The organism is Micromonospora sp. LZ34, assembly GCF_052981855.1.
Map to the genome: position 1 here is coordinate 57804 of NZ_JBRIQN010000019.1, position 18421 is coordinate 76224.

The following is an 18421-nucleotide window of genomic DNA, read 5'->3' on the forward strand; positions in this document are numbered from 1 at the left end:
CCGCCGGGCGAACGCCGCCGAGCGGGCGGGTCGCGGCCGCGCGCCGCCCGGGCGGTACCGGCCCGGCGCAGTGGCCCCGGTCATACGGGTAGCCTCGTGGTCGTGTACCGGTTCCTGCTGACGCCGCGCTGGCTGGGGATTCTCGCGCTGACCCTGGTCGCCGCGACGGTGATGGTGCTGCTCGGCAACTGGCAGCTGGACCGGTACCGGGGCCGCACCGAGGTCAACGAGCGGATCGACGCCGGCCTGCGGATGGCCCCGGTGCCGCTGCGGGAGGCGCTGCCGGCCCCGACCGGCGGCAGCGGCACGGCCGGCCCGGCGCCCGCCGAGGAGAAGATCTGGACCCGGGTCACCGTGACCGGCCGGTACGACACCGCGAACGTGGTCCTGGTCCGTGGCCGGACGGTGGAGAGCAAGGTCGGTTTCGAGGTACTCACCCCGCTGGTCCTGGCCGACGGCACCGCGGTGCTGGTGGACCGGGGCTGGGTCCCGCCGGCCCCGGGTGGCGCCACCGCCCAGCCGCAGGTGCCGCCGGTCCCGTCCGGCGAGGTGACCGTGGTGGGCCGGGTGCACGAGAGCGAGAGCGGCTCGGTGGCGGTGTCCCGGCGCGAGGGCCGGCTGGAGACCCGCCGGATCGGCGTCCCCCAGCTCGCCCGGGAGCTGCCCTACCCGGTGCACGGGGCGTACCTGCTGCTGGACGAGCAGGCCCCGGCGGCCGACCCGGCCTTCACCGCGGTGCCGGTCGGGCACGCCAACAACTGGCAGAACTTCGGCTACGTCGTGCAGTGGTGGCTCTTCGCCGGGATGACGCTGTTCGGCTACGTCCTGGTGGCCCGCCGGGAGGCCCGCCGGCTGACCGGGGCGACGCCGCAGCGGCCGGTCGACCGGGCCGCCGAGCCCGCCCCGCGCACCCCGGCCTGAACTCCCTGAGCCGGCCGCGGCCAGGGCCCCGGCGGTCGGGCCGGGCGGGCGGTCGTCAGCCGGTCGCGCGGCCGGCGTGGATGGCCCGCACCGCGTCGATGGTGTCCGCCTCGGCGGCGGTCTTGTCGTCGCGGTAGCGCACCACCCGGGCGAAGCGCAGGGCCATCCCGCCGGGATAGCGGGAGCTGGCCTGCACGCCGTCGAAGGCGATCTCCACTACCTGTTCGGGGCGGACCCGCACCACCCAGTCGCCCTTCTCCACGGCCAGGTCGAGGAACCGCTCGGTCTGCCAGCGCAGCAGCTCGTCGGTGAGCCCCTTGAACGTCTTGCCCAGCATCACGAAGTCGCCGGTGCGCGGATCACGGGCGCCGAGGTGCAGGTTGGAGAGCCAGCCGGTACGCCGACCGCTGCCCCACTCCACCGCGAGGACCACCAGGTCGAGGGTGTGCCGGGGCTTCACCTTCACCCAGGCGGAGCCGCGCCGGCCGGCGTCGTACGGCGCCTCGGGGGACTTGACCACGACGCCCTCCTGGCCGGCGTCGACCGCGGCGGCGAACGCCTCGCCCGCCCGCTCCGGCCCGTCCACCTCCATCCGCCCGACCAGCAGCGCCTCGTCGACCGCGCCGGCCAACGCCGCCCACCGCTCCCGGCCGGGCAGGTCGATGAGGTCCTCGCCGTCGAGGTGCAGCAGGTCGAAGAAGTACGGCGTGAGCACCGCCTCGCCGGTGGTCTCGGCGGCGGCGAGCACCGCCGGGGCCACCGGGGCGCGCCCGGTGGTGCTCGGCGTGGTGCGTCGGGCCGCCCGGCTGGAGGTCTCCTGGAACGGCAGCGGCCGCCCGGTGGCGTCCAGCCCGATGGCCTCACCGTCGAGCACCAGCTCCCGGGCAGGCAGCGCGCGCACGGCGGCGACCACCTCGGGCAGCCGGGCGGTGATGTCGTCGAGGCTGCGGGTGAAGACCGCGATGTCCGTCCCGGAGCGGTGCACCTGGATCCGGATGCCGTCGAGCTTGACGTCGACGACGGCCGGGGTGCCGGTGGCAGCGAGCGCCTCGTCGACCGAGGGTGCGCTCTGGGCCAGCATCGGCGCCAGCGGGCGCCCGACCTGGAGGCCGAAGTTGGCCAGCGCCGCGGCGCCGCCGGTGAGCGCGGCCACCGCGACGGCCCGCAGGTCACCGGCGAGCAGCAGCGCCCGGCGGACGGCGGTGAGCGGCACGTCGGCGGCCCGGGCCACCGCGTCGGCGAGCAGCCCCGCCTGGGCGCCCTGGCGCACCTCGCCGCTGAACAGCCCGGTCAGCAGCCGCTGCTCCTCGGCCGTGGCGGCGCCGAAGAGCGCCCCGAGCAGCGCCCGGCGGCGGCCCTGCGAACCGGGGCCGTGCACCGCGGCGATCTCGTCGATCGCCGCGTCGACCGCGGCCACGGTCAGCGTCGGCTGCTCCGCGGGGGATGGCAGGTCACGCAGGCTCGCCCAGCCCACCCCGGTCTGCCGCTGGCGCAGTTCGCCGGCGAGCCAGCCGGCGCCGGCCGCGATCTCCGCCGGGTCGAGCCGGCGCAGCGCGTCGGCGAGCAGCTCCACCTTGGCGCGCCGGCCGCTGGTGGCACCGACGGCGGCGGAGGTGGCTGCCAGGTCGAGGAACCGCACGGGTTCATCCTGCCAGCCACCCCCGACACCACCGGGGCATTGCCCGGCCCGGACCGGCGAGGCCCCCAGGACCACCACCCCGCCGCCCCGACGCCACGACCACCGGTCAGGCCGACACGGGCTCCTCGATGCGCAGGCCGCGGGCGCGGACCTCGTCGGCGACCCGGGAGAGCACCGCGTCCAGGGCGACCAGGGCGGCGGAGAGCTCACCGAGCTGTTCCTTGAGCGTGTCCTCGGGCCACGCGGAGACGTCGACGTCCCCCAGAGCGCTGACGGCGGCCCCCAGCCGGGCCATCACCTCGTTCGTACTCATGTTCGAAAGGCTATAACAGCCCCGCGCCCGACACACCGCAAACTCCGACATCCGCCGGGAAGTTACGGTTCCGACGCCTACCGGCCCTTCGTGCCCGCCTCGGCCACCTTGGCCAACAGCAGCGCCTCGGCCAGGCAGACCCGCGCGAACTCGCCCAGGTGCAGGCTCTCGTTCGGGCCGTGCGCCCGGGCGTGCGGGTCCTCCACGCCGGTCACCAGGATCGCGGCCTGCGGGAACATCTCCTGGAAGGTGGCGATGAACGGGATCGAGCCGCCGACGCCGATGTCCACCGGGTCGGTGCCGTCCCAGGCGGTGCGGAAGGCCGACCGGGCGGCGTCGAACATCGGGCCGGTGACGTCGATGACGCACGGGTCGCCGTCGTGCTCGAAGGTGACCTCCACCCGCGCCCCCCACGGCGCGTGCTTCTCCAGGTGGCTCCGGAGCGCCGCGTACGCCCGCTTGGGGTCGTCGCCCGGCGCGAGCCGGACGCTCAGCTTGGCCTTGGCCGCCGGCACCAGCGCGTTCGGCGCCTCGCCGGTGGCCGGCGCGTCGATGCCCAGCACGGCCAGGGCCGGCTTGGTCCAGAGCCGGTCGGTGATCCGGCCGGTGCCGATGAACGACACCCCCTCGGCCAGCCCGGCCTCGGCGCGGATCCGGTCCTCCGGGTAGTCGACGATCGCGCCCTCCCGGCCGACGAGGCCCTCCACCGCCACGTCCCCGGCGTCGGTGTGCAGGGTGGCCAGCAGCCGGACGAGCGCGGTGAGCGCGTCCGGCACCGCGCCGCCGAACATACCGCTGTGCACCGCGTGGTCGAGGGTGCGCACCTCCACGAAGCAGTTCACGATGCCGCGCAGCGAGGTGGTCAGCGCCGGTACGCCGATGTCCCAGTTGCCGGAGTCGGCGATCACGATGACGTCCGAGGCGATCTCGTCGCGGTGCTCGGCGAGCAGTTGCTCCAGCGAGTCGGAGCCGTACTCCTCCTCGCCCTCGATGAAGAGCACCACGCCGACCGGGAGGGCGTCACCGAACGCGCGCAGCGCCGCCACGTGCGCCATGATGCCGGCCTTGTCGTCGGCGGCGCCGCGGCCGTAGAGCCGGCCGTCCCGCTCCACCGGCTCGAACGGGTCGGACTCCCACAGCGACAGGTCGCCGACCGGCTGCACGTCGTGGTGGGCGTAGAGCAGCACCGTCGGCGCCCCGGGCGGGGCCGCCTTCTTGCCGATCACGGCCGGCTGCCCGCCGGAGCGCACGATCTTGACGTCCAGGCCGCAGCCGCGCAGCAGCTCGGCCACCGCCTCGGCGGAGCGCTCCACGTGCGAGTGGTCGAAGCCCTCGAACGCGATGCCGGGGATGCGGACGAGGCGTTCCAGGTCGGCGCGGACACCGGGCAGTTCCCGCTCGACGGCGGCCCGCAGGTCGGACTCGGACATGATCGGTGTGGTCATGACCGGCATCGTATGCCGGCCTTACCGGGCCGCACCGCCCGAGGCCGTGGCCGCGCTGGTCAGGGCTGCCGCACGTAGTAGTGGTCGGCGTCGTGCGGCAGCGCCGGCGCCCCGTCCACCACCAGGTCGGCGCGGGACCGGGTGCCGTCGGCGGCGAAGTGCGCCCGCTCGCCGGCGTGCCAGCGGCGCAGCTCGGGCAGGATCTGCGGGCCGTCCCGGTCGACCGCGCGGGCGAGCCGCAGCGGCGCCGGGGCGGTGACGAAGACGGCGAGCGTGAGGTCCGGCCGGGCGGCGACCCGGGCCGCGCTCACCCCCTCCACGACGAGCACCGGCGCCACCGGCACCGGCACCGGACGCGGCAGGAAGCGCCGCCGCACCCAGCTGTAGCGCTGGTAGGCGCCCGGCCGACCGGCGCGCAGCGGGGCCAGCACGCACTCCTCCAGCCGGGGCCAGAAGGTGAGCTGGTCGGCCCAGCCGTCGAGCAGGTCGTCGGTGTGCACCACCGGGGGTCGCCCACCGTCGGGCAGCGCGCCGAGGGCGTCCGCGAGGCGCGCCGCGAAGACGCTCTTGCCCGCGCCGCTGGGCCCGTCGACGGCCACCAGCCGGGTCCGCCCCAACCGCGCCGGCGCGGCCAGCACGCGGCGGGCCAGCTGGGCGTACGCCTCGACCACGACCACCGCCACCCGCCGACGGTAACCGGCCGCGCGGACCATTCCCCGGCCCGGGCCGGTTCGGGGGCCGACGCCGGTGGCCCGCGGTGCCCGCCGGCCGGATCCGTCGCCCGTTCGGGCGGTCGTGGTGCGGACCGGGGCCGTTCCCCGACCGGACGCCCGGGCGGGGCGGCATGATCGGCTGGTGTCCCACAGCGTGATGAGTCCGGGCGTCGACGCCCTGCTGGAACAGGCCCGCGCCGGGGTACGCCGGCTGACCCCGCACCAGACCGTCGAGGCGGTCCGCACCGGGGCGTTGCTGGTCGACACCCGCAGCGAACGGCAGCGCGGGGAACAGGGCGAGCTGCCCGGCGCCATCGTCATCGACCGGACCGTGCTGGAGTGGCGGCTGGACCCGGCCAGCGCCTGGCGGATCCCCGAGGCTACCGGGTACGACCTGCGGATCGTGGTGGCCTGCCGGCACGGCTACAGCTCCAGCCTGGCGGTGGCGAGCCTCCGGGCGCTCGGGCTGCATCGGGCCACCGACATGATCGGCGGGGTGCGGGCGTGGCTGGCCGCCGGACTGCCGATGTCGGACCGCCCCGCCGACGTCCGCTACTGACGCACGCCCGAACGGCGACACGCCCCCGGGCCGCACCGGCTGCTAGTCGTCCAGCGGATCCCGGGCCGGCCCGACCTTGGCCAGCCAGGCCGCCGCGTCGGCGGCGCCGAGCTCCGCGTCCACGGTCAGCGAGGCGGACAGCGTCGGGTACCGGCGGATGTTCTCCCAGCTGCGGGTGTAGGACGGCGGGTCGAGCACGATGACCCGGACCCCGTCCAGCAGCGGGATGTCGGCCGGGAGCCCCTCGTTCCAGATCCACTCGCCGTGGCCGTCCACCAGGTTGAAGCTGCCGGTCACCATGCCGCCGAACCGCTCCGGCGGCGCGTCGGTGGCGACCGCGACCCACGCCGGGTCGACGGTGAGCCCCTCGATACGGCCCGGTGCGGCCAGCGCTCCGGCCAGCAGGGTGTGCAGCTGGAAGTTGTCGCCCACGCCGTCGACGGTGACCCACCAGCCCCGCCCGGTCCCGCGGTGCAGGACGAGCAACCGCTCGGCGTCGAGCAGTCGCAGCAGCCCGAGCATGCAGTCCAGGTCGCCACGCACGTCGGCCAGTCCACTGCCCAGCTCGCGCAGCCGCGTCCGGTGCGGGAACGCCTGCCGCAGGGTCGTCGAGTGCTGCAGCAGGGTGGTCGTCGGCATCGCCCAGCTGCCCGCCGAGAGCCAGCCCAGCGCCGCCCGGAGGGCGGCGTCCTCGTCGTCGCCGGCCGCGGTCATCGCCGCGACCGCCGGCTCCAACGCGGCGGGATCACCCGGCTCGGGCAGCTCGTCGTCGGGGCGGACCCGTTCCCAGGCGACCCGGAACCGCTCGGCCTCGGTGAGCGCGTCCAGCAACCCGTCGGCGACGGCGCGGACCAGCGGGTCGGGGCGGGCGCCCAGCTCCACCAGCGCGCCGCAGAGCACCGCGAACTGCCCGCCCGCGCTGGTCCCCAGCTCGGGCAGGAGCGCGACGCAGCGGGGCAGCACCTCGTCCAGCTCGGCGGGCGACGCTTCCTGGGCGGCCTGCCACAACCGCGGCACCGCGTTGGTCATCCGGGCACTGTCGTGTGCCCGCACGGCCGCCTCCACGTCGGCGCAGCGATCAGTCAACTTTCCGGAACGATTCAAGAACACCGGCGCACTCTAGCGATCCCGCCGCCCCGGCGGTGCCCCGCCGGCGCCGCCCTGGTCGTCGCCGGTCGACGCGCCGGTTCCCTGGTCGTCGACGGTCGCGGAGCCCAGCCACTCGTCGTCGCCGGCGGGCGCGCCGGTTCCTCGGTCGTCGCGGGTCGCGGAGCCCCGGTCACTCGTCGTCGCCGGTCGAGGCGCCCCGTCCCTGGTCGTCGGCGGTCGGGGCGCCGGGTGGGATGAAGGGTAGGCCGGGCGGCGGGCCGGTCTCGATGAGGCGCCAGAGGGCGTCGGTGTCCAGGTGCTCCTCGACCAGATCGCCGAGCAGGTCCAGGGAACGCTCCCGGGCGGCGGCGAACGCGGTGTCGGGCGCGACCCGGAACCCGCGCCGGCCGGCCAGCCGGGCCGCCTCGGTGAGGAACCGCCGGCGGAACTCGTCGGACTCGAACGCGCCGTGCCAGTGGGTGCCCTGTACGGCGCCGAGGACGGCTCCCTCCCCGGTGCCGTCCGCGCAGGTCAGTAGCGGGGCGAGAGCCGGGTCGGCGGACGAGACGTAGCCGTGGTGGATCTCGTAGCCGCGTACCGGCACGTCGGGGCCGGCCGTGCCGGTGGACTGCCGGACGGTCTTGCGCGGGTCGAAGGTGATCTCGATGGGCAGCAGGCCCAGCCCGGGGACGCTGCCCCGCCTGCTCTCCACCGGGTCGTGGATGGCCCGGGCCAGCATCTGGAAGCCGCCGCAGATGCCGAGCAGCGGTTTCCCGGCCGCGGCGTGCGCCAGCACGGCGTCGGCGAGGCCGGTCTCCCGCAGCCAGGCCAGGTCGGCCACGGTCGACTTCGAGCCGGGCAGCACGACCAGGTCGGCGGCGGCCAGCTCGGCCGGCTCGACGGTCAGTCGGACCCGTACGCCCGGCTCGGTGGCGAGCGCCTCGACGTCGGTGGCGTTGCTGATCCGGGGCAGCCGGACCACGGCCACGTCCAGCCAGTCGGTGCCGTGCGGCGCGGCCGGGCGGCCGAGCACCCGGCCGTACGCGAGCGAGTCCTCCGCGTCCAGCCAGAGATCCAGCGCCCAGGGCAGCACCCCGTACGTCGGGCGGCCGGTGGCCCGGTGCAGCATGTCCAGCCCGGGCTGGAGCAGCCCGCGGTCACCCCGGAACTTGTTGATCACGAAGCCGGCGATGAGCGCCTGGTCGGCCGGGTCGAGCAGGGCCAGCGTGCCGAACATCGAGGCGAAGACGCCGCCCCGGTCGATGTCGCCGACCACGATCGTGGGCAGGCCGGCGTGCCGGGCCAGCCCCATGTTGACGTAGTCGCCCGACCGCAGGTTGATCTCCGCCGGGCTGCCGGCGCCCTCGCAGATCACCACGTCGTAGGCGGCCCGCAGCTCGGCGAGGGCCGCGTACGCCGTCTCGGCGAGCCGGGGCCGCAGCTGGCGGAAGTTGCCCGCGGTGACGGTGTCGACGGCCTCGCCGAGTAGCACCACCTGACTGGCCAGGTCGCTGCCGGGCTTGAGCAGCACCGGGTTGAACCGCAGGTCGGGGGCGAGGCCGCAGGCGGCGGCCTGCATCGCCTGTGCCCGGCCGATCTCGCCGCCCCGCCCGTCCGGGCCGACCACGACGGCGGAGTTGTTCGACATGTTCTGCGCCTTGAACGGCGCCACCTTGACGCCCCGGCGGTGCAGCCACCGGCAGATGCCCGCGGTCAGCACGCTCTTGCCGGCGTCGGAGGTGGTGCCGGCGACCAGCAGCCCCCCGCTCACCGCGCGCTCCCCCGCCCGCCGCCGCCCAGGACGCGGCGCCCGGCGGCGTTCACCAGCCGGCCCAGGGTCAGCGGGTACGCGGCGGCCAGCCCCAGCGCGGCCAACCCGACCGCGCCGGAGATCCGAGCCGCCCGCTTCAGGTGCCGGGCCTCGGGACGGGGACCGTCACCGAGGTACGGGCGCACCTCCGACCGACCGAAGTAGACGTTGCGCCCACCCAGCCGTACGCCGAGCGCGCCGGCCATCGCCGCCTCGCACTGCCCGGCGTTCGGGCTCGGGTGGTCGTTGCGGTCGCGGCGCCAGACCCGCCAGGCGCGGTCCCGGTTGCCGCGCCCGGCCGGCGCCAGCGCGACGGTAAGCAGCCCGGTCACCCGCGCGGGCACCAGGTTGAGCAGGTCGTCGATGCGGGCGGCCGGGGTGCCGAACCGGGCGTAGCGGGTCGAGCGGTGGCCGACCATGGCGTCGAGGGTGTTCGCCGCGCGGTAGCCGAGCAGGCCGGGCAGCCCGGCGACCGCGCCCCACAGCAGCGGGGCGACGACCGCGTCGGAGGTGTTCTCCGCCACCGACTCCACGGTGGCGCGGGCCAGCTCCGGCTCGTCGAGCACGGACGGGTCCCGGCCGCAGAGGTGGCCGAGGCGTTGCCGGGCCACCGGCAGGTCACCGTCGCGCAGCGCGCGGCCCATCACGGTGGCCTCGTGCCGCAGGGTGCGCCCGCCGAGCACGGTCCAGGTGCCGGCGGCGACCAGCACCGCCCGGGCCACCGGCTGGCGTCGGGTGGCGACCGTGGCGACTGCGCCGAGCAGCACCGGCACGCCGACCGCAACCGCGGTGAACGCCGCGCCGGCCGGCCGGTCCGGGCGGTACATCCGCCGTTCCAGGGCGCCCGCCGCGCGGCCGAAGCCGGCCACCGGGTGCCACCGCCGCGGATCGCCGAGGAGCGTGTCCAGGGCGTACCCCGCGGCCAGTCCCACCACGTTCGCCACCGGCGCAGCCTGCCGCACCCGTCACCACCTCCGGCCGGCCAGCCTAGACCAGCCCCACCCACCCGCTCCCCGCCCCGCACACCCGCCCCCGGCCCGACGGCCGGGGTCGGGTGCTGCAACTTCGGGGAAGTTGCGGCCTCCGGGCTCGGGGGCACCGCTACTTCCCTGAAGTTGTGCGGACCTCGGGGCGGCCGGTCCGGAGCGCCGGGAGCCAGCGCGGCAGGCGGCGCGGAGGCGGGGCCCGAAGCGGGGTGGCGGCGGGCGGCCGTCACCCCGCCCCCGTCGTCGGGGCGCCTCCTGCACTCCCGCTCACGCCGGCTGCGGCAGCCGGCCCCGACCCCGTCGACCACGGCCGGCCGGAGCGGTGGCCGAACCCTCCGCCGGCCGCCGCTCGCCGCCCGCACGTCGAATCCGCCAGCCGACGGGCCCACCTCGTCGGCCCCGCCCGCCAGCGGGGTCGGCTCGCCGGCCTCGCCGGTCAACTCGTCGGCTCCGCCCACCAGCGGGGCCAGTTCGTCGGTCTCGTCGGTCAGCCGCGCCAGCTCGTCGGCGTCGTCCACCAAGCCGTCGACCTCGATCGTCCGACCCGGGCCGCCGACCTCCTCGTCGTCGTCACCGCCCTCCGTCCGCTCGTCGAACGGGTCGAGCGGGTCGGCGGCGTCGGCGGGCAGGCCGCGACCGGGCCGCGGCGGAGCGAACTCGGGCAGCTCGAAGTCGTCGTCCAGCGGTCGGTCGTCCGGCCGAACCGGAGCCTGGCCGGCCGGCACCGGCTCGGTCGGCTCGCCGTGCACCCGCCGCTCCGCCTCGGCGTCCTCGACGGTGCTGGTCGCCATGCCGGGCCGGTTACGCAGGAAGCGGCCCCGACCCCGGGACAGGTCGTGCCCGACAGCGACCGCCTCCAGCTCGTAGAGCGTGCGGTGGTTGCCGGCGTCGTCGGTCCAGTCGCGGGTGTAGAGCCGGCCGCACACCACCACCGGGTCGCCGACCATCACCGAGGCGGCCACCCCCTCGGCGAGCTTGCGCCAGCAGTTGACGCGGACCCGCAGGCTGTTGCCGTCGACCCAGCGGCCGCTGTCGCGGTCGAGGCGGCGGGCGGTCGAGGCGACCTTGAAGTTGGCGACCAGGGTGTTGCTCTGGGTGGTGCGCCGCCACTCGGGCGCGGTCAGCACGTTGCCGACGATCGTGACGTACGTGTCGAACATCGTCCCTCCAGGGGAAGATCGGCTTGGCTTGGCGAGTCGACTCGTGCCGAGCCTGGGCCCGCCGCCCGCCCGCCGCCAGCCCGTGCCGCCGGCCTGTAGACAGCCCGCCCGGCTGTGGACAACGCCCTGATCAAGGCGCCGATGTGCTACCGGGCGTCAGCCGGCCGGACCGGTCGGTCCCGTACGCGAGGACGACGCGATCGCGGGCACCCGGCCGCCGAGCAGCCGGAGGTGCGACAAGCGTCGCGTTCCGGGCGGAGCGCGGCTGGGTATGGATTTGATCAACCGCACCGCCGACAGCACGACGTCGAACGAAAGGTCAGCGCCATGATGACGACCACCACCCGTTCCGCCCGCGTTCCCGGCCAGGTGCGGCGATGAGCGCCGTCGCGAACCCCGCCACGGTGGCCGAGTGCCTGCGGGTCGGTGCCGGGTTCTCCCAGGGCGACCGGAACTGGATCGTCGAGCAGTTCGCCACCCTCGACGCCCGGTTGGCCGCGTTCCACGCGGACGCCACCGAGCTGGAGGTGTCCGTGAAGGACCGGGACTCCCGGGGGCAGAAGGTCACCCTGGAGTGCTGGATCGCCGGCCGGCAGAAGATCGTCACCACCTCCGCCGAGGAGGACCTGCGAGCCGCGCTCAACGACGCCCGCGACGACCTGCGGCGGCGACTCAACGACGCGAAGACCCGGCAGGAACCGCGGCACAACAAGCACGTGCGCGAGATCGGCCAGCCGGGCCCGCAGGCCGGGGCCCCGGCGGGCGAGGTCGACCCGGCCCGCGCCGACGTGGAGACCGCCTGAGGCGTACGCCCGGCGTCCCCGTCCGCCGGGTGCGGGCGGACGGGAACGCCGGGGCCGCCGGGGGCTACCGTCCGGTAGCTTCCGGGCGTACCGTCACCGACGTGGAACCGGACGTGCTGGGCCCGCCGTACGAGCGGCAGACGATCGACCTGGGCACCGACGACGAGGGGCCGGTGGTGGCGACCCTGGTCCGCCGCCACGCCGAGCGCCCCACCGGGCGCGCCGTGCTCTACACGCACGGCTTCACCGACTACTTCTTCCAGGCCCACCTCGGCCACTTCTTCGCCGAGCGGGGATGGGACTTCTACGCCCTCGACCTGCGCAAACACGGTCGCAGCCTGCTGCCGCACCAGACCCCGAACTTCTGCCGCGACCTCAGCGACTACTTCCCCGAGCTGGACGCCGCCGCGAAGATCATCCGTGACGACGACGGGCACGACACCCTGCTCGCCATGGGCCACTCCACGGGCGGCCTGGTCATGCCGCTCTGGGCGCACGCCCGCCGGGACACCGGGATCATCGACGGGGTCTTCCTCAACAGCCCGTTCTTCGACCTGAACGCCCCCTGGGTGCTGCGCCGGCCCGTCGCGGCCGCCGCCGCCCGGCTGGGCCGGCGGGTGCCCCGCCGTGTCCTGCCGTTCGGGCTCGGCACCGTCTACAGCGAGACGATCCACGCCGAGCACCACGGCGAGTGGCAGTACGACCTGGAGTGGAAGCCACTCGCCGGGTTCCCGGTCCGGGCCGGCTGGCTCAACGCGATCCGCACCGGCCAGCGGCAGCTGCGCGCCGGGCTGGACATCCAGGTGCCGGTGCTGCTCGCCTGCTCGACCCGCTCGTTCAAGGGCACGAAGTGGCACGAGTCGGCGGCGCTCGCCGACGCCGTGCTGGACGTGGAGCACATGGTCCGCTGGGCGCCCCGGCTCGGCCGGCACGTCACGGTGGCACGCTTCGACGGCGGCATACACGACCTGACGCTCTCCGGTCCGGCCGTACGGGAGAAGGTCTTCACCGAGGTGGGCCGCTGGGCCGAGGCGTTCCTCGGCGCCGGGCCGACCGACGTACGCCTGGGCGGGGACGCCGGGGTGCCCGGCCGCCGGCAGCCGGCGGATCAGCCCGAGGGTGCCCCGGCCCAGGGCTGACGCGGCCGCCGATTCCCGGCGGCGCTCAGGCCTCGCCGGGCACCGGTATCGCGGCCCGGATCCGGTCGAAGGTGGCCAGCGGGTGCCCGCCCTCGGCGGCGGGCAGCACCAGACCCAGGCAGTGCAGCGCGACGTCGCCGGCGGCGTCGGCCTGCACCCCGAACACGGGCGCGCCGACGTAGCCGGGCGGCAGTTCCGTGGTGATCCGGACGGCCTCCCCGGCCCGCACCACCTGCTCGATGGCCACCTCCAGCGGCCGGGAGCCGTCCGCCCGGACGCCGTTGGCCAGCACGAACGCCGATCCTGGAGCCGCGCTCACCCGGGCGACCGCGTCCGCCCCGGCGGCGACGCCCTCGGTCACCTGCTGGGTCCGCCACCGCCAGCCCGCGCGCCGGGCGTCCTCGTGCAGGCCGTCGGTGGGCAGGATGGCGACGCCGACCTCCGGCCGGTGGGTCCACCCGTCCGGCACCGGCACCACGTCGGCCGCCGCGCCGGTCGGTTCCGTCACGCTCGCCCGCACCCCCAGCTCGCCGGGCGACTCCCGGGTGAGGGCGTCGGCGGTGAGTAGGTACTCCCCCGCCGGGTCGCGGAAGAAGAAGGCGGTGCCGGCGGCCGTCGGGGCCGCGCCGGTCCCGCGGTACGGCAGGATGGCGCGCCCGAGGAGCTGGCACAGCTCGTAGGCAACGTCGTTCTCGGCGTCCGGGTCAAGCAGCACGAGGCCGAGGGTACGGAGCGGGAACGGTGTGGTGGGCGGCGGGCCGGAATCCGAGTGCCGCCTGCCGGCAGTGCGTGCGACGCTGATCAGCGGCGTGGCTGCCGGGCACCCGATCCACCGCTCGCGCCGGGGGCGGCGGTACCCTTCTGGCGCGACGACCACACCATGCGCCCGTAGCTCAGCGGATAGAGCAGGGGACTTCTAATCCCAAGGCCGCAGGTTCGAATCCTGCCGGGCGCGCCACCTCCGTACCGATGGGGTCTCCGGCATCTACCTGTTCCGCTGCCAGCCGGGACGGAGGAGGGGCAAGCCCGCTTCCGAGGATGGCGGCGGGATCGAGTTCATCCAGTACGGCCACCGCTATCTGATCTGCGCTCCGTCGCTCCACCCGAGCGGCGAACAGTACCGCTGGTTCAACCCAGACGGCATCGAGGTGCTGGACGAGATCCCGGAGCCGGAGGAGTTGCCGTGGCTCCCGGAGGAGTGGACCGCTACCTGTTGCGGGTTGACCCGATCTCCGGCGAGGGTGCGCCGGAGCTTCCGGAGGCGGACGTTGCCGCGTGGGTCGCCAAGGATTCAGCCACCGCCGGGCCGGCGAAGCTGGGGACAGGAGCGTCCCAGTCGCCGGCTCGTGGTGGTGTCGCGGCAGCCGCAGCGTTTGAAGGTGGATCCCTTCACTCATCGTCTCCTGGATGCTCGGCACGGTGCCGCCAGCGGTGGTGGGTGGAATCCGCTAGTGGCGCGGTTGTCGCATCCACGCTCACCTTCGCGTCGGGTTCAAGTCGCCGGCCGCCGTCGGCCGGGGCGGGGTCGTCGTGGAGTAGCAGGAGGCGTAGGAGGCCAGCGACCGGGACGATGTTGCGGCTGCCGGCGCGGATCAGCGGTGCGGGGAAGGCGTCGGTGGCGGCGAGCCGGTAGGCCTGGGATCGGCTGATCCCGAGGACCGACGCGGCCGTGGCGAGGGTGGTCGTCACGCCGAGGGCGCGGACGCGGTCGACGGTCCACACCTCGCCGGAGACCTGCGCAGGCGTGGCGGTGGCGGTGTCTGTCGTGGTGTCGGAGGTCTGCTCAGTTGGGTTCACGTGGGCGTTCATGATTCGGGGTTCTCCTGCCCGTTCCGTGGATGTCTGAGATGGGTGGGTTCGAGAGGGCTCGTCGGTCGGGGCAGCCTCGAGCCGTCCAGCGCTCTGGCGTGCATCGCCTGCTGCTGACTTGACGGCGGTCGTGGCGTCTGGCTCACCGGTGGAGTTGGGTCCTCCTGCGGCGCGGGCGGCGAGGCCGCCTCAGCTTTGAGAATCTTGAGGAGTTCGGATACCCGGGTGTTGGACACGGTGCAGCCCGCCCGGCGGAGGGCTTCGGCGAGCGCCGCCCGGGTCAACGCCTGCCCGTCCGCGATGAGCTGGTCCCGGACGCGTCGCGCCGCCGGCAGCAGCTCGGCCACGTCGCCGGAGTGCCGCGCGGACCGTCCCCTACCGACGTCGCGGCGACCGCGGCCCGGTCCGCGAGGTTGACGGGCCGCATCCGATTGGCCGATCGCCTGTGCTGCGGACCGCTCCCCCGCCGTCCCCCCGGACCACGTCCTCGCGGCCGGTCCGCTCCGGGGTGCGGTTTGTGTGGGCTGGTCCGACAGATGGTCCGCGGTCCGCGCGGCGCTGGTTGAGGGGTTGGTTCCGGCGTATCCGAGGGCGACCTTGACCATGACGAGGAAGCCGAGCGCGGGCACGGCCGCGGCGATCCAGCCGATCGGTGACGGTTCGGCCTCCACGACCTGCGCGGCGAGAGACAGTGTGACCGCGCAGGCCAGCACGCTCGCGGGGAACACCGTCGAGGTGTGGGCGCGTTTGCGGCGGCGTAGCTCCAGGCCCGCGGCGATGGACATCAGTTCGAGGACGATCGCGTCGGCCCAGGCGAGCCAGCCGGGTTGGCCGTGGGCGGCGGCGACGTTGTGGACGTGGGTGAAGCTGGCAGCTCCGGCCGCCCCGCCGATGGCCAGCATGATCACGATCTGGACGCTGCCCTCGATGCGGCTGCTGGGGGGACCAGTGTCCGGGTCAGGTGCCGGTGCTGTCGTGGCGGACCACCTCCCCGGACCGGGCTGCGGCGAAGGTTCGTCCGCCAGCTGAGTAGAGCTGGACCGGTACGCGGACGGTCCCGGCGTCGTCGTGCGGGACGGTGATGGCGGACGGGGACCAGCCGCCTGTCGCGGACCGCCCGCGGTGAGCGCGCGACGATACCTCCGCGCTGTCACTGCCGGAAGGGATCGGCACTCTCCCTGATCTCTCAGGCCCAGCGAACCGGGCGCTGACAAACCGGTGAGAGTGGCCAGGTCTTGCTGGCTCCCGCAGGCGCGAGGTACTGTCCGCGGCCGCGTTGCCGCTGCCGGGCGTCACGCCGCCTCACCCGCCCGTCCAGCGTCAACGACATACGAGGCCAGGTCGGGCAGCCGCTGCCGCTGCCCTCCCCCGCCGGGCACGGCCCAGACCGCCTCAGCGGGACACAGGCCCGTCGTGCCGGCGTGGTCGCGGGCGGCCGGTAGCGACGGGCACCAGCAGTCGCGTGGCGGCGAGCAGGCGGCGCAGGTTGGCCTCTCGGGCGGCGGAGTGCAGCCAGAACAGCACCGGCCACGCCCGCCCGATCGTGGCGAACAGCTCCCGGTAACCGGCGAGCTTGCCGGTCAGGACCGCGAGCTGCTCGCGACCGGTGTCGTACTCGATGAAGAACGGGACCGTGACGTCGTTCTCGGTCCAGAGGCCGTAGCCGTCCGGGCGGACCCGCGGCTGGTATGCCCGCACCAGGCCCGGATCCTGCGGCTGCGTGAACGTGCCAGAGCGCTGGCATGCCGCCTCCGACAACCAGTCGACAAGGTGGGCGCGGGGGTGGGCGCGGGCGTAGCCGGCAAGGTCGGTGAAGAAGCTGTTCACCCCGAGCCGGTGCGCGAGGCTCCGGCTCGAGGTCCAGCGTCGCCGCTCGACGCGGGCGTGGTCGCGCCGGGGTGGCCGGTCGTCCCGGCCGGCGGCGACGACCTCGGCGCCGAGCTGGTCGATGACGTAGTGGTACGGGTACGAGCCGCCGTCGGCGCGCTGCGGCCGGAACCGGGCCACCAGGCGCAGCCGGTACAGCGTCCGAAGCCGGCGCTGGCAGAAGTCCAGCGATGGGAACAGCGCCTGGGCGATCTGGAACGACGTCAACACTCCGTGGTCGTACAGCCAGCCCAGCAGCACCCGGTCCCGGTCGGTCAGCTGCGACTGCACCCGCAGAACCGGATCATCCACCAGCCACCACCTCCCTCGACGGGGATGGCGCTCCCCAGGGGGAGAGACCCGAGACCAGACAGGGTCTGTCGCAGGACAAGTCTCCAGCGCTGACAGACGGGCTGACCTGCGGTGTGAAAGGAACAGGGGGGTCCGTTCGGGGGTCGGGCTGAAGACTGACCCCAACGGGGACGTCAAGCCCGACCCCCGGACGGGGGTCAAGCCGGAATCTGTCACCGCCAGCGATCCCGGCGGCGAACGAAGGTACTCGGGAGAACAACGGAACTCCTTTTGTCGTGTCCAAGATGTGGTCGGCGCCGAACCTGCGGCACCGAGTAGAGCGGCCCGCCCTGCCCCCGTCGGGCACCGAATGGCGGGCAGCAGACAACTGACGACCGGGATCACGCCGGGCCGGCGACCGGAGGGCGAGCAGGTGCAGCCCACTATGGCGATGTCAAGGAACGTGCCGTACCGGCACCGATGCGGCAATGCGGACGGGGTAAGCATCTGCCGCCGCAACCGTGACCTGCACGGCCGCCTACGGGAGATGCTCGGACAATGGCGAAGCGAGCCAGGGGGCCATCCCGGGCAGGCCCTGGACCCGCGCGGGCCGGGACAAGGCGGCGCCTACGCGCTCAGACGCCGAAGCGCGGCGGCGCGGCGCACCGGCTCAACTCGCCGGGAGAAGATCCTTCATCGCGGTCCTCCTGTCGCTCCTTCGGCACCCGGTCGACGGGCCACTCAAAGTGGGGGCCAGAACGACAGCGAGCGCCCCTACGGAGCGCCCACGCATCGACCGATATGGCCCGGCGAACGAGACCGCCGCACGGGGAACGTGTATCCAGTACCGCTCGACAGGGGTGCCGGTGTCAAGGGCTTTCAGTCGCAGCACACAGCGCATGATTCGCCTCCGCAAGTCGACAGTGCTGGAGTCTCGTGACTGCCCGCGCCAGGGCTTGCAGGTCTACCAATCGCCCTGGACCGTCGCGCCAGGGCAAAGGTGCTGGCCGTGCGGCCAAGCCTGCGCGGCAGAGGTCGCAAAAGTGCAGTGTCGGCGTAGTCGCTGAATGCCGCGATGATCTCGGAGACGTACCGCAGGTCACCGGCTCGGGCCAGCATTGCGACGATCGGTTACTGGAGCACGTTGCCGGCGACCAAGTCCCTGAACTGTGGGGTCTGATGTCGCTCGGGCTTCTGGCTCCTCGGCCGGCAGGGGGAGGTCGTGGTCATCCGGTGGGAGCGGGTGTGTCGGGCGGGCCAGCCGAGGAACCGGTCGAACATGTCACCGGCGCTTCCTGTGGTGCTGGGGTTGAGCTTGTGCAGGCCGTCGATGGCGTCGTGGAGGAGGCCGGCCAGGTAAAGGAACAGGCTGACTGGGCTGCCGTCGTAGTCGGCGAGGAGAGCGAGCTTCGCTCGCCCGCAGGGCCAGGGTTGGCCGCAGGTACGGCACAGCCAGAGCGGACGCAGCGGCAGATGATCCCTAGGCACCGAGCTGAGACGGTGGACCCTCGCACGGCGTGGCTGCTCTCCGCTCATGGGCGGTTGCTTTCTCGAGCCTGCTGGTCGAACAGCTGACGCCATACGTGGGTGAGCAGCGGCGGATCGGCCGCTCTCACCGGCGCCTGCGAGGGAACACGTGCCGGGAGTTCAGGTCGCCACGGTTGACCGAGTGTCGCGTTGCGCGAGACGTACACCGTCATGCCCGCTCCCCCGCCGAATACGTCCCCCACCCCCGGTGGGCTCGCCGCGGTGCTGGCGAGCCCACCGCCGAGATGCGGCGGCGCGGTGTCGGTGCGGAGCGCCGCCAATCCACCCGCATAGCTCTCGTGGCGGTGCGTAGGCGGGGAGTCACCCGCACGCGTGATGGGATGCTCGGCG

The 18421-nt window shown here is 74.5% G+C and carries 16 protein-coding genes, 1 tRNA gene and 3 pseudogenes; 6 read left to right on the forward strand and 14 right to left on the reverse strand.

The features are described from left to right. The first annotated feature begins 96 nt into the window (after positions 1-96). On the forward strand, positions 97-921 hold the full coding sequence (locus tag ACVCAH_RS20625) for an SURF1 family cytochrome oxidase biogenesis protein (protein ID WP_447137805.1): 825 nt from the start codon (positions 97-99) through the stop codon (positions 919-921). 55 nt (positions 922-976) lie between these two features. Here ACVCAH_RS20625 and ACVCAH_RS20630 read toward each other — a convergent pair whose 3' ends face one another. From ACVCAH_RS20630 to ACVCAH_RS20645, 4 genes are all read right to left on the reverse strand, one after another. Next, positions 977-2560, reverse strand: coding sequence for an ATP-dependent DNA ligase (locus ACVCAH_RS20630; RefSeq protein WP_447137806.1), 1584 nt, complete (start codon positions 2558-2560; stop codon positions 977-979). A 106-nt stretch (positions 2561-2666) separates the two neighbouring features. Next, the gene (locus ACVCAH_RS20635) at positions 2667-2873 is read right to left on the reverse strand and encodes a hypothetical protein (RefSeq protein ID WP_109902554.1); all 207 of its coding nucleotides are present in this window, start codon (positions 2871-2873) and stop codon (positions 2667-2669) included. Positions 2874-2950: 77 nt separating this feature from the next. Then, positions 2951-4303, reverse strand: coding sequence for a M20/M25/M40 family metallo-hydrolase (locus tag ACVCAH_RS20640; RefSeq protein ID WP_447137874.1), 1353 nt, complete (start codon positions 4301-4303; stop codon positions 2951-2953). Positions 4304-4377: 74 nt separating this feature from the next. Further along, positions 4378-5001, reverse strand: coding sequence for a uridine kinase family protein (locus ACVCAH_RS20645; protein ID WP_447137807.1), 624 nt, complete (start codon positions 4999-5001; stop codon positions 4378-4380). Between the two features lie 187 nt (positions 5002-5188). On the opposite strand from ACVCAH_RS20645, the gene ACVCAH_RS20650 reads away from it, so the two are divergent. Continuing rightward, on the forward strand, positions 5189-5590 hold the full coding sequence (locus ACVCAH_RS20650) for a rhodanese-like domain-containing protein (protein WP_447137875.1): 402 nt from the start codon (positions 5189-5191) through the stop codon (positions 5588-5590). Positions 5591-5632: 42 nt separating this feature from the next. Here ACVCAH_RS20650 and ACVCAH_RS20655 read toward each other — a convergent pair whose 3' ends face one another. From ACVCAH_RS20655 to ACVCAH_RS20670, 4 genes and pseudogenes are all read right to left on the reverse strand, one after another. Further along, complete coding sequence (locus ACVCAH_RS20655; protein ID WP_447137808.1) at positions 5633-6619, reverse strand: hypothetical protein; 987 nt, start codon at positions 6617-6619, stop codon at positions 5633-5635. Positions 6620-6869: 250 nt separating this feature from the next. After that, on the reverse strand, positions 6870-8450 hold the full coding sequence (locus tag ACVCAH_RS20660; RefSeq protein WP_447137809.1) for a cobyric acid synthase: 1581 nt from the start codon (positions 8448-8450) through the stop codon (positions 6870-6872). Then, positions 8447-9451, reverse strand: coding sequence for a cobalamin biosynthesis protein (locus ACVCAH_RS20665; RefSeq protein WP_447137810.1), 1005 nt, complete (start codon positions 9449-9451; stop codon positions 8447-8449). Before ACVCAH_RS20665 ends, ACVCAH_RS20660 begins: the two co-directional genes overlap by 4 nt. A 291-nt stretch (positions 9452-9742) precedes the next feature. Beyond that, a pseudogene (locus tag ACVCAH_RS20670) lies at positions 9743-10635 on the reverse strand (single-stranded DNA-binding protein). Positions 10636-11012: 377 nt separating this feature from the next. Between ACVCAH_RS20670 and ACVCAH_RS20675 the strand changes: the two are divergent. Then, positions 11013-11438: an HPF/RaiA family ribosome-associated protein gene (locus tag ACVCAH_RS20675; protein WP_447137811.1), complete on the forward strand. Its 426-nt coding sequence runs from the start codon at positions 11013-11015 to the stop codon at positions 11436-11438. Between the two features lie 101 nt (positions 11439-11539). Then, a complete protein-coding gene (locus ACVCAH_RS20680) occupies positions 11540-12577 on the forward strand; it encodes an alpha/beta hydrolase (RefSeq protein WP_447137812.1) in 1038 nt (345 codons plus the stop codon). 25 nt (positions 12578-12602) lie between these two features. On the opposite strand, the gene ACVCAH_RS20685 is transcribed toward ACVCAH_RS20680, so the two are convergent. Next, positions 12603-13292, reverse strand: a complete 690-nt coding sequence (locus ACVCAH_RS20685; protein ID WP_447137813.1) for a hypothetical protein — start codon at positions 13290-13292, stop codon at positions 12603-12605. Positions 13293-13459: 167 nt separating this feature from the next. Between ACVCAH_RS20685 and ACVCAH_RS20690 the strand changes: the two genes are divergently transcribed. Continuing rightward, positions 13460-13535: transfer RNA gene (locus ACVCAH_RS20690), tRNA-Arg, on the forward strand. A gap of 31 nt (positions 13536-13566) precedes the next feature. Then, a pseudogene (locus ACVCAH_RS20695) lies at positions 13567-13734 on the forward strand (bifunctional DNA primase/polymerase); the annotation flags it as partial. A 232-nt stretch (positions 13735-13966) separates the two neighbouring features. Here the strand turns inward: ACVCAH_RS20695 and ACVCAH_RS20700 are convergent. The 5 genes and pseudogenes from ACVCAH_RS20700 to amcA all read right to left on the reverse strand — a co-directional run bounded on the left by ACVCAH_RS20700 (position 13967) and on the right by amcA (position 18243). Beyond that, positions 13967-14386 (reverse strand): helix-turn-helix transcriptional regulator, encoded by a 420-nt coding sequence (locus tag ACVCAH_RS20700; RefSeq protein WP_447137814.1) that lies wholly within the window; start codon positions 14384-14386, stop codon positions 13967-13969. Then, a complete protein-coding gene (locus ACVCAH_RS20705; protein ID WP_447137876.1) occupies positions 14383-15288 on the reverse strand; it encodes a DUF2637 domain-containing protein in 906 nt (301 codons plus the stop codon). The genes ACVCAH_RS20700 and ACVCAH_RS20705 overlap by 4 nt, the downstream gene beginning before the upstream one ends. Positions 15289-15678: 390 nt before the next feature. Further along, a pseudogene (locus tag ACVCAH_RS20710) lies at positions 15679-16564 on the reverse strand (replication-relaxation family protein). Positions 16565-17674: 1110 nt separating this feature from the next. Then, positions 17675-18079: a hypothetical protein gene (locus tag ACVCAH_RS20715; RefSeq protein ID WP_447137815.1), complete on the reverse strand. Its 405-nt coding sequence runs from the start codon at positions 18077-18079 to the stop codon at positions 17675-17677. Further along, on the reverse strand, positions 18076-18243 hold the full coding sequence (gene amcA, locus ACVCAH_RS20720) for a multiple cyclophane-containing RiPP AmcA (protein WP_447137816.1): 168 nt from the start codon (positions 18241-18243) through the stop codon (positions 18076-18078). The genes ACVCAH_RS20715 and amcA overlap by 4 nt, the downstream gene beginning before the upstream one ends. Between the last annotated feature and the right edge of the window lie 178 nt (positions 18244-18421).

Coding starts and splice junctions, on each gene's coding strand:
- ACVCAH_RS20635 (WP_109902554.1), bottom strand. CDS start 2,873: ATGAGTACGAACGAGGTGATGGCCCGGCTGGGGGCCGCCGTCAGCGCT.
- ACVCAH_RS20640 (WP_447137874.1), bottom strand. CDS start 4,303: ATGTCCGAGTCCGACCTGCGGGCCGCCGTCGAGCGGGAACTGCCCGGT.
- ACVCAH_RS20650 (WP_447137875.1), top strand. CDS start 5,189: ATGAGTCCGGGCGTCGACGCCCTGCTGGAACAGGCCCGCGCCGGGGTA.
- ACVCAH_RS20655 (WP_447137808.1), bottom strand. CDS start 6,619: ATGACCAACGCGGTGCCGCGGTTGTGGCAGGCCGCCCAGGAAGCGTCG.
- ACVCAH_RS20675 (WP_447137811.1), top strand. CDS start 11,013: ATGAGCGCCGTCGCGAACCCCGCCACGGTGGCCGAGTGCCTGCGGGTC.
- ACVCAH_RS20700 (WP_447137814.1), bottom strand. CDS start 14,386: ATGAACGCCCACGTGAACCCAACTGAGCAGACCTCCGACACCACGACA.
- ACVCAH_RS20705 (WP_447137876.1), bottom strand. CDS start 15,288: ATGCTGGCCATCGGCGGGGCGGCCGGAGCTGCCAGCTTCACCCACGTC.
- ACVCAH_RS20715 (WP_447137815.1), bottom strand. CDS start 18,079: ATGAGCGGAGAGCAGCCACGCCGTGCGAGGGTCCACCGTCTCAGCTCG.
- amcA (WP_447137816.1), bottom strand. CDS start 18,243: ATGACGGTGTACGTCTCGCGCAACGCGACACTCGGTCAACCGTGGCGA.